The sequence below is a fragment of the Dietzia sp. B19 genome (genome assembly GCF_014145155.1).
GTDB lineage: Bacteria > Actinomycetota > Actinomycetes > Mycobacteriales > Mycobacteriaceae > Dietzia > Dietzia natronolimnaea.
On record NZ_JAALED010000126.1, the window covers coordinates 1 to 7,618 of the forward strand.

Consider the following 7,618-nt stretch of genomic DNA (forward strand, 5'->3'; position numbering starts at 1 on the left):
GTCGGCCAGGGGAACGGACGCCGGGCCCGCCGGCGCGGTCACACTCGAGAGCCGGTGGAGCGCGGCCTCGCGGGCGGGATCACCGGGGTCCGCGGGACGGGTCCGGGTGTCGGGGAACATGGGCCGACGCTAGCCCGGCGGGGGCCACTCCCGGACCCCGCGGAGGTCTCTCAGACGTCGTCCTGTGGAGAGACCGGGGGGATGGGGAATGCGGTGTCGACGAGGTCGGTCACCGAGACCCCCACGGTCCCGGGCCCCAGGTGCCAGGCCAGGACCTCGTCGAACTCGACGACGAGAACCCGCTCGGGGAACGGGGTCTCCTTGCGGATCTCGGTGGCCATCTCGCGGGCACGCTCCAGTGCCTCGTGCTGGTGGACGACCACCAGGACGTCGCCCCGGCCGACCTCGTCGCGCAGCAGCGCGCGCAACCTCTCGTGGGCCTTGGTCGTGGTCCTGGCCTTCGCCGCCAGGTCGACCGAACCACCACGCAGCACGATGATCGGGCGCATGGCCAGCGCGCTGCCGAAGAGGGCGGCGACGGCGCTGATCCGGCCACCACGGCGCAGACTCTCCAACGACTCCAGAGCGGCGAAGGTGGACGCTCCCCGGCAGATCCGCTCGGCGAGTTCGTAGGTGGCGGACAGGCCGAGCCCGTTGTTCGCCGCCCAGGCGCACTGGGCCACCGCGGCGCCGAACGCCATCCCGGCGCACCTGGAGTCCGAGACCAGGACGCGACCGCCGAATCTCGTGGCCGCGTCGGCGGCGGACTCCCACGTGCGGGAGAGATCACGAGAGAGGTGGACGGAGACGATGCCCGTGCAGTCCGGATCGTCGAGGAGTTCCTGGTAGATCGCCGACAGTTCGTCCGGGGTCACCGCGGCCGTCGAGACCGCCCGGTCCCCCTCCTCGACCACGTGGAGGCCCACCACGGTGATGCCGAACTCGCGGACCCACTCCTCGGGGAGGTCGGCACTCGAGTCGGTGACCAGGCGGATGGTCATGGCTGCACCACCGGGGGCGTGAGACCGGCATTCCACTGGTCCAGTCGCCAGAGCACGTCGCGGGCGCCCTCGGTCGTCGGCCCGATCTCCGGGGTCGCGGACTGCCCGCTCCAGGACGACCCGGGCCGCGGGTGCGCGGACAGCTGCACCCAACAGGTGTTCCCGAGACCGTTGAAGATCGGGTACTGCTCGACCGGCAGCTCGATCAGAGCGGCGGTGAGGGCGGCGATCGCCCCCCCGTGGGCCACGAGGACCGCCGGGTGCTCGTTCCACCCCGGCGAGGCGTCCACGAGTTCGTCGACCACCTGGCGGGTCCGCCGGGCCACGTCGAGCCGGCTCTCCCCCTCCGGCGGGGACCACCGTGGGGTGCTGCGCCACCGCATCCGCGCGTCGGGCCACAGCTCGTCGACCTCGGAATGGCTCATCCCCTGCCACGTGCCCAGGTGGGTCTCGCGCAGGCGCGGGTCGGTCCGGACGTCGAGCCCGACCTCCGAGGCCAGTGCCCGGGCCGTCTCGCGTGCCCGCTGCAGGTCGGAGGAGAGGATCGTCCACGGTCGACGGTGTGCGAGGGCGCGACCGACCGCGTGGGCCTGCTGGACGCCGAGTTCGCTGAGCTCGGTGTCCAACTGGCCCTGCATCCGCAGCGAGGCGTTGTAGTGCGTCTGACCGTGACGCAGCAGGATGAGACGACGGGTCACCGCGGTGTCAGAGCCCCTGATCCCGCTGCGGCTCCTCCGGCGCGAGCGAGTCGTCGGCGCCGCTCGTCGCGGACTCCGGCCGCCCGGAGGTCTCGACGCCCTCGATCTCCACGACCGGGCAGTCCTTCCACAGACGGTCGAGCGAGTAGTAGTCGCGCTCGTCGACGTGCTGGACATGGACGACCACCTCGTTGTAGTCGAGCAGCGCCCAGCGCCCCTCGCGAGTGCCCTCCCGACGCAGCGGCTTGTGCCCCGCCTCGCGGAGCTTGTCCTCGATCTCGTCGACGACGGCGTTGACCTGACGTTCGGTCTCGGCCGAGGCCAGGACGAAGCAGTCGGTGATGATGAGTTGGCCGGAGACGTCGAGCACGACGATGTCCGTGGCCAGCTTCTCGTCTGCGGCGCGGGCGGCGATGCCCGCCATGTCCAGGGCCTCGGGGCTAGCGGTCACTGATGGTTCTCCTCGGTGTGGTGGTCGGTGGGGACGAGCTCGCGGTGTGCCGGAGCCGTCGCGGCGGGGGTCCCGTCGAGCCTGGTGGAGCCCTCGGGGCGGTAGAGGTTGCGTTTGGCGATGTACTGGACGACCCCGTCGGGGACGAGGTACCAGACCGGGGCGTCCTCGGCCGCACGCCGTCGGCACTCGGTCGAGGAGATGGCCAGCGCGGGGATCTCGAGCAGGTGCACGCGGCCGTCACCGATCTGAGCGAGATGCGTGTCGGACAACTCGAAGCCGGGGCGCGAGACCCCGACGAAGGTGGCGAGCTCGAACATCTCCTCCCAGCCGCGCCAGGTCAGGATCTTCTCCAACGCGTCCGCGCCGGTGATGAAGAACAGCTCGACTCCGGGGTTCTGTCGCAACAGGTCCCTGAGGGTGTCGACGGTGAAGGTGGGGCCCCGCCGGTCGATGTCCACGCGACTGACGGAGAACCGGGGGTTGGAGGCCGTCGCGATGACGGTCATGAGATACCGGTCCTCGGCGGGCGAGACGGTACGACCCCGCTTCTGCCACGGCTCCCCGGTGGGGACGAACACCACGTCGTCGAGACCGAAACGGTGGGCGACCTCGCTGGCCGCCACCAGGTGACCGTGATGGATCGGATCGAAGGTCCCGCCCATCACTCCGATGCGGCGTCCGGCGCCCGCGGCGGTCCCCGTCGTGGTCATGGTCGCCGAGTCTATCGGTCCGGCACCACGTTCCGCTCCCTCGCGTGTCCGCGCCCTCACACGGGCAGCAGGCCCGCGACGACCGCCGTGAGCTGCTCGACGTTGCGGCACTCGTGCATGGGGACGTACTGGGAGTACAGCCTGGCCGCCGAGTCACCGGTTCCCCACTGCCTCCTGGGCTCCGGATTGAGCCAGTGGGTGTGCCCGACGCGCTCGCTGACGAACTCGAGCGCCTCCACGGCCGGGTCGCGGTAGTTGTTGCGCCCGTCGCCCAGGATGAGCAGCGAACCCGTGCGGGTGAGCGTGTGGGCGTAGCGGTCCGCGAACCCCTCGAGCGCGTGCCCGTAGTCGGAGTGCCCGTCGTAGGTGACGATCTCGGCCTCGCGCACCATCCGGCTCATCGCCGATCCCAGGTCCGACCCGGTCTCGAAGAACGAGGTCACCTCGTCGGTGGTGTCGACGAAGGCGAAGACCCGCACGCGGGAGAACTGCTCACGCAGGGAGTGCACCAGCTGGAGCGTGAAGTGACTGAAGCCGGCCACGGACCCGGACACGTCGCACAACACCACCAACTCGGGGCGCGCCGGCCGGGGCTTGCGCAGCACCAGCTCCACCGGCACCCCGCCGGTGGACATGGACCGGCGCATCGTCTTGCGCATGTCGATGGCGCCCTGACGGTGACGACGACGACGTGCGGCCAGGCGACTACCGAGCTGACGTGCGAGGGGACCCACCCGCCGACGCAACGTCTGCAGGTCCTGGTCGTTGGCCCGCAGGAAGTCCACCTGCTCCGCCGCGGGACCCACCGCGTAGTCGGCCACCCGGTCGCGACCCACCGTCTCCGCGGTGCGGCGCCGGGTCTCGTCGGCGACCTCGCGCAGGAAACCCCTGACCATGTCCGCCGCCGAGTTGGCGGCCGCGGATTTCTCGGCGTGGCGCTTGGAACCGTCCGGGTCGAAGGGATCGGCCCCCATCAGGCCGTCGAGGATCTTCTGCATGATCGCGCTGGTGTCCAGTGGACTGAGGGCCTGATAGGCGGAGTAGCGCGGACCGCTCGCCGAGTCGTACGAGCCGAGCTGTTCCACCAGGAGCTCGGCCAACGCCCGGGCCCTGGCCCGCGACTCCTCGGTGTCCTCGAGCAGAAGCGAGGCGATGAGTTCGTTGAGCGCCTCCGGGTCCACCTTGCCGTCGTCGTCCGTCGGGATCTCCACCTCGAGTGCCACCCCGTCCGAGGCGGAGTGCGCCCCGATCGCGGGGGGGGAACCACAGGTCGAAGAGCTGGTCGAACACGCCTCGGTGGGTGGGCTTGTGCAGGATCGTGGCGGCGAGCGCCTCTCTGAGCGCCGCACGGTCGAGCAGGTCGATGTGGACCATCGCCGCGGCCGCGTCGACCGCCTCACTCGGCCCCACGGGGATGCCCTTGCGGCGCAGGGCGTCGACGAAGTCGACGAGGTGCCCGGACAGCCCGCCGGGCGCACGCGTGTTCATCTCGCCTGACCTCCTGATCGCCGCACGCTAGTTGAGCCGCAGCTCGGCGGCCGCGCGGAGCTGGTCGGACTGGTGCTTGAGCACCACTCCGAGGGTCTGCAGGACGGTCTCGTCGTCGATCGTGTCCAGGCCCAGAGCGACCAGGGTGCGGCCCCAGTCGATGGTCTCGGACACGCTCGGCACCTTCTTGAGCGCCATGGCGCGCAGCACCCCGACCACCCGGACCAGCTGCTCGGCCAGCCGGTCGTCGAGCTCCGGCACCCGCGATCCGAGGATCTTGCGCTCCAGTTCGGGGGTCGGGAAATCCAGGTGCAGGTAGAGGCAGCGCCGCTTGAGCGCCTCGGAGAGTTCGCGGGCCGCGTTGGAGGTCAGGACCACGAACGGCTTGCGGACCGCCTGGATCGTCCCGAGCTCTGGGATCGTCACCGCGAAGTCGCTGAGCACCTCGAGCAGCAGGCCCTCGATCTCGATGTCGGCCTTGTCCACCTCGTCGACCAGGAGCACGGTGGGCTCGCTACGCCGAATGGCGGTGAGCAGCGGGCGGGACAACAGGAACTCCTCGGAGAAGACGTCGTCCCGCGTGGAGTCCCATCCCTCCCCCTGGCCGGCCTGGATGCGCAGGATCTGCTTGGCGTGGTTCCACTCGTACAGGGCCCTGGCCTCGTCGACGCCCTCGTAGCACTGGAGACGGATGAGCTCGGCCTCGGTGGCCGCGGCGACGGCCTTGGCCAGTTCGGTCTTGCCCACGCCCGCCGGCCCCTCGATGAGCAGCGGCTTGCCCAACCGGTCGGCCAGATACACCACCGTCGCGGTCGAGCGGTCGGCCAGGTAGCCCTGGGCCCCGAGACTCTCGATCACGTGGTCGATGCTCTCGAATGCCGGTCGTTGCGCGGTCCGGGCTCGGTCCATGGGTGGGTCCTCTCGATGTCTCGGTCGCCCGGGGTGGGGCCGGGTGTGGGCGGTGGCCCGGGTGGAGCGGGTCAGGGACGCACGTGTCCCTTGCCGTGGGCGATCCACTTGGTGCTGGTGAGTTCCTCGAGACCCATGGGCCCGCGGGCGTGCAGTTTCTGGGTGGAGATTCCGATCTCGGCGCCGAAGCCGAACATCTCGCCGTCGGTCCACGCGGTCGAGGCGTTGACCATGACCGCGGCCGCATCGACCTGCGCACAGAACTTGTCGGCCACCTCGATGCTGCGGGTGGAGACGGCCTCGGTGTGGCCGGAGGACCAACGGGCGATGTGGTCGATCGCGGCGTCCACGCCGTCGACCACCTTCAGCGCGATGTCCATGCTCAGGTACTCCTCGCCCCAGTCCACGTCGTCGGCGGGGACGAGTCCCTCGCGGTCGCCGTGCACGGTGACGCCGGCGGACTGCAGTGCCCCCACCACCCGGTCCACGGCGGCGTCGCCGAGGGCCTCGTCGAGCAGGACGGTCTCGGTGGCGTTGCACACGCTGCAGCGGCGGGTCTTGCCGTTGAGCAGCAGACTGATCGCCTCGTCGATATCGGCGTCACCATGGATGTAGAGGTGGCAGTTACCGGTCCCTGTCTCGATGGCCGGGACCTTGGCGTTCTCCACCACGGCCTGGATGAGCCCGGCACCGCCGCGGGGGATCACCACGTCGACCAGCCCGCGGGCCTGGATGAGGTGGGTGACGGACGACCGGTCCTCCGAGGGCAGGAGCTGCGCGGCGTCCACCGGCAACTCGTGCTGTGCCAGTACGCCCCGCAGGACACCCACGAGTGCCTCGTTGGAGTAGCGGGCCGATCGCGAACCGCGCAGTAGCGCCGCATTCCCCGACTTGAACGCCAGACCGAACGCGTCGACGGTGACGTTGGGGCGGCCCTCGTAGATCATGCCCACCACGCCCAGCGGAACCCGGACCTGACGTAGCTGCAGCCCGTTCGGCCGGGTGGATCCGCGGGTCACCGTGCCGATGGGATCCGCCAGTCCCGCGACCTGACGGAGGCCTCCGGCGATGCCCTCGATCCGCTCGGCGGTCAGCCGCAGCCGGTCCAGCATCGCCTCGCCGGTCCCCTCTTCCGTCTGGTCGGCGATATCCCGCGCGTTGGCATCGAGGATCTCCGCCCGCGAGGCCACCAGCGCGTCCGCCGCCGCCAGCAGGAGCGCGTTCTTGCGTTCCGTGGTGAGCAGGGCCAGCTCACGCGAGGCCGTCCGGGCGCGACGGGCCGCGTCGTGGACTGCGTCGCGCATCGGGTCGGCGGGCCGATCGGCGCCGGGGTGGCCGGTGGTCTCAGGAGCGTCGAGGTGGCTGGTGGTCATGGGGGTCAGCTTACCGGTGCGCCCGGGGAGGTCACCCGCACGAGTCAGACCGTGAGGACGGCCCCGGTCTCGCGGACGGCGAATTCCCGGAGACGACGGGCCAGGTCCGTGTCGCGGGCCCGGTCGGACCGGTCGCACGGGCCGGGCGCCCCGAGGATCTGACTGAAGCCTGTCGGCCCGATATAGGAGGCCGCCGGGAGGTCCTCGGTCGCGGCGTACAGGAGCGGCCGGGCCCCGTCGGCGGCAGTGGGGACGATCCGTCTCCCGAGTAGCTTCAGTACAGCGTTGACCGGGGGGAACGGGGTCGGGTCGAGGATCGAGGTGGCGGCGAACCCGGGGTGGGCCAGCTGGACGTCCACGGTGGAGCCGGCGGCGGTGAGCCGGTTCTGCAGGTCCAGCCCCCAGAGCATGCAGGCGAGTTTGGACTGCGCGTACGCGGCCGCCATCGAGTACCGGCGCGTGCGGAAATGCGGGTCCTCGAAGCCGATTCGTCCCTTGGCGTGCGCCATCGACGCGGTGATGACGACCCTCTCCCGGAGCAGCGGCAACAGCAGCTCCGTGAGCAGGAACGGACCGAGGACGTTGACCCCCAGGTGCAGCTCGAAGCCGTCTGTCGTCTCCCGCCTGGTCTTGCTCATCAACCCGGCGTTGTCGAGCAGGATGTCGATCGGTTCCGTGCAGGAGGCGGCGAACCCACGCACCGCGTCCAGATCGCCCAGATCGAGCTGGCGGACCTCGGTCGAACCGCCGATCTCGGAGGCGGCCGCCTCCCCCTCGGCGCGGGTGAGGGACGGGAGCACCACGTGGGCGCCCCGACCCGCGAGTTCACGGGCGGCCTCCAGTCCGATGCCGCTGGTGCCGCCCGTGACCATGACGGTCGTGCCGGTCAGGTCGGGCAGTGCGTCCACGGTCCACGTTGCTTCGCTCATGGGCCCAGTGTGCGCTCACGGCGCCCTCCCGTGGGCGGCCGGTGCCGCGGGCCCCG

The 7,618-nt window shown here is 70.9% G+C and carries 7 protein-coding genes and 1 pseudogene; all 8 read right to left on the reverse strand.

All coding sequences use genetic code 11. The features are described from left to right. Positions 1 to 170: 170 nt before the first annotated feature. The 8 genes and pseudogenes from G6020_RS04765 to G6020_RS04800 all read right to left on the reverse strand — a co-directional run bounded on the left by G6020_RS04765 (position 171) and on the right by G6020_RS04800 (position 7,562). Positions 171 to 1,001 (reverse strand): DegV family protein, encoded by an 831-nt coding sequence (locus G6020_RS04765; RefSeq protein ID WP_179524948.1) that lies wholly within the window; start codon positions 999 to 1,001, stop codon positions 171 to 173. Further along, positions 998 to 1,699 carry a histidine phosphatase family protein gene (locus G6020_RS04770; RefSeq protein WP_182609839.1) on the reverse strand — a complete coding sequence of 234 codons (702 nt, stop codon included), beginning with the start codon at positions 1,697 to 1,699 and terminating at the stop codon, positions 998 to 1,000. Before G6020_RS04770 ends, G6020_RS04765 begins: the two co-directional genes overlap by 4 nt. A gap of 7 nt (positions 1,700 to 1,706) precedes the next feature. Further along, a complete protein-coding gene (gene rsfS / locus G6020_RS04775) occupies positions 1,707 to 2,150 on the reverse strand; it encodes a ribosome silencing factor (protein ID WP_182609840.1) in 444 nt (147 codons plus the stop codon). Next, positions 2,147 to 2,863: a nicotinate-nucleotide adenylyltransferase gene (gene nadD, locus G6020_RS04780; protein WP_179524945.1), complete on the reverse strand. Its 717-nt coding sequence runs from the start codon at positions 2,861 to 2,863 to the stop codon at positions 2,147 to 2,149. The genes rsfS and nadD overlap by 4 nt, the downstream gene beginning before the upstream one ends. A 56-nt stretch (positions 2,864 to 2,919) precedes the next feature. Then, a pseudogene (locus G6020_RS04785) lies at positions 2,920 to 4,351 on the reverse strand (VWA domain-containing protein). 27 nt (positions 4,352 to 4,378) lie between these two features. Further along, positions 4,379 to 5,260 carry a MoxR family ATPase gene (locus G6020_RS04790; RefSeq protein ID WP_179524943.1) on the reverse strand — a complete coding sequence of 294 codons (882 nt, stop codon included), beginning with the start codon at positions 5,258 to 5,260 and terminating at the stop codon, positions 4,379 to 4,381. A 71-nt stretch (positions 5,261 to 5,331) separates the two neighbouring features. Continuing rightward, positions 5,332 to 6,564, reverse strand: a complete 1,233-nt coding sequence (locus tag G6020_RS04795; protein WP_182609842.1) for a glutamate-5-semialdehyde dehydrogenase — start codon at positions 6,562 to 6,564, stop codon at positions 5,332 to 5,334. Between the two features lie 113 nt (positions 6,565 to 6,677). Continuing rightward, positions 6,678 to 7,562, reverse strand: a complete 885-nt coding sequence (locus tag G6020_RS04800) for an SDR family NAD(P)-dependent oxidoreductase (protein WP_182609841.1) — start codon at positions 7,560 to 7,562, stop codon at positions 6,678 to 6,680. Between the last annotated feature and the right edge of the window lie 56 nt (positions 7,563 to 7,618).

Excerpts from the sequence above, each read along its gene's own strand:
- G6020_RS04765 (WP_179524948.1), bottom strand. The coding sequence starts at position 1,001 with ATGACCATCCGCCTGGTCACCGACTCGAGTGCCGACCTCCCCGAGGAG.
- G6020_RS04790 (WP_179524943.1), bottom strand. The coding sequence starts at position 5,260 with ATGGACCGAGCCCGGACCGCGCAACGACCGGCATTCGAGAGCATCGAC.
- G6020_RS04800 (WP_182609841.1), bottom strand. The coding sequence starts at position 7,562 with ATGAGCGAAGCAACGTGGACCGTGGACGCACTGCCCGACCTGACCGGC.
- G6020_RS04795 (WP_182609842.1), bottom strand. The coding sequence starts at position 6,564 with ATGCGCGACGCAGTCCACGACGCGGCCCGTCGCGCCCGGACGGCCTCG.
- nadD (WP_179524945.1), bottom strand. The coding sequence starts at position 2,863 with ATGACCACGACGGGGACCGCCGCGGGCGCCGGACGCCGCATCGGAGTG.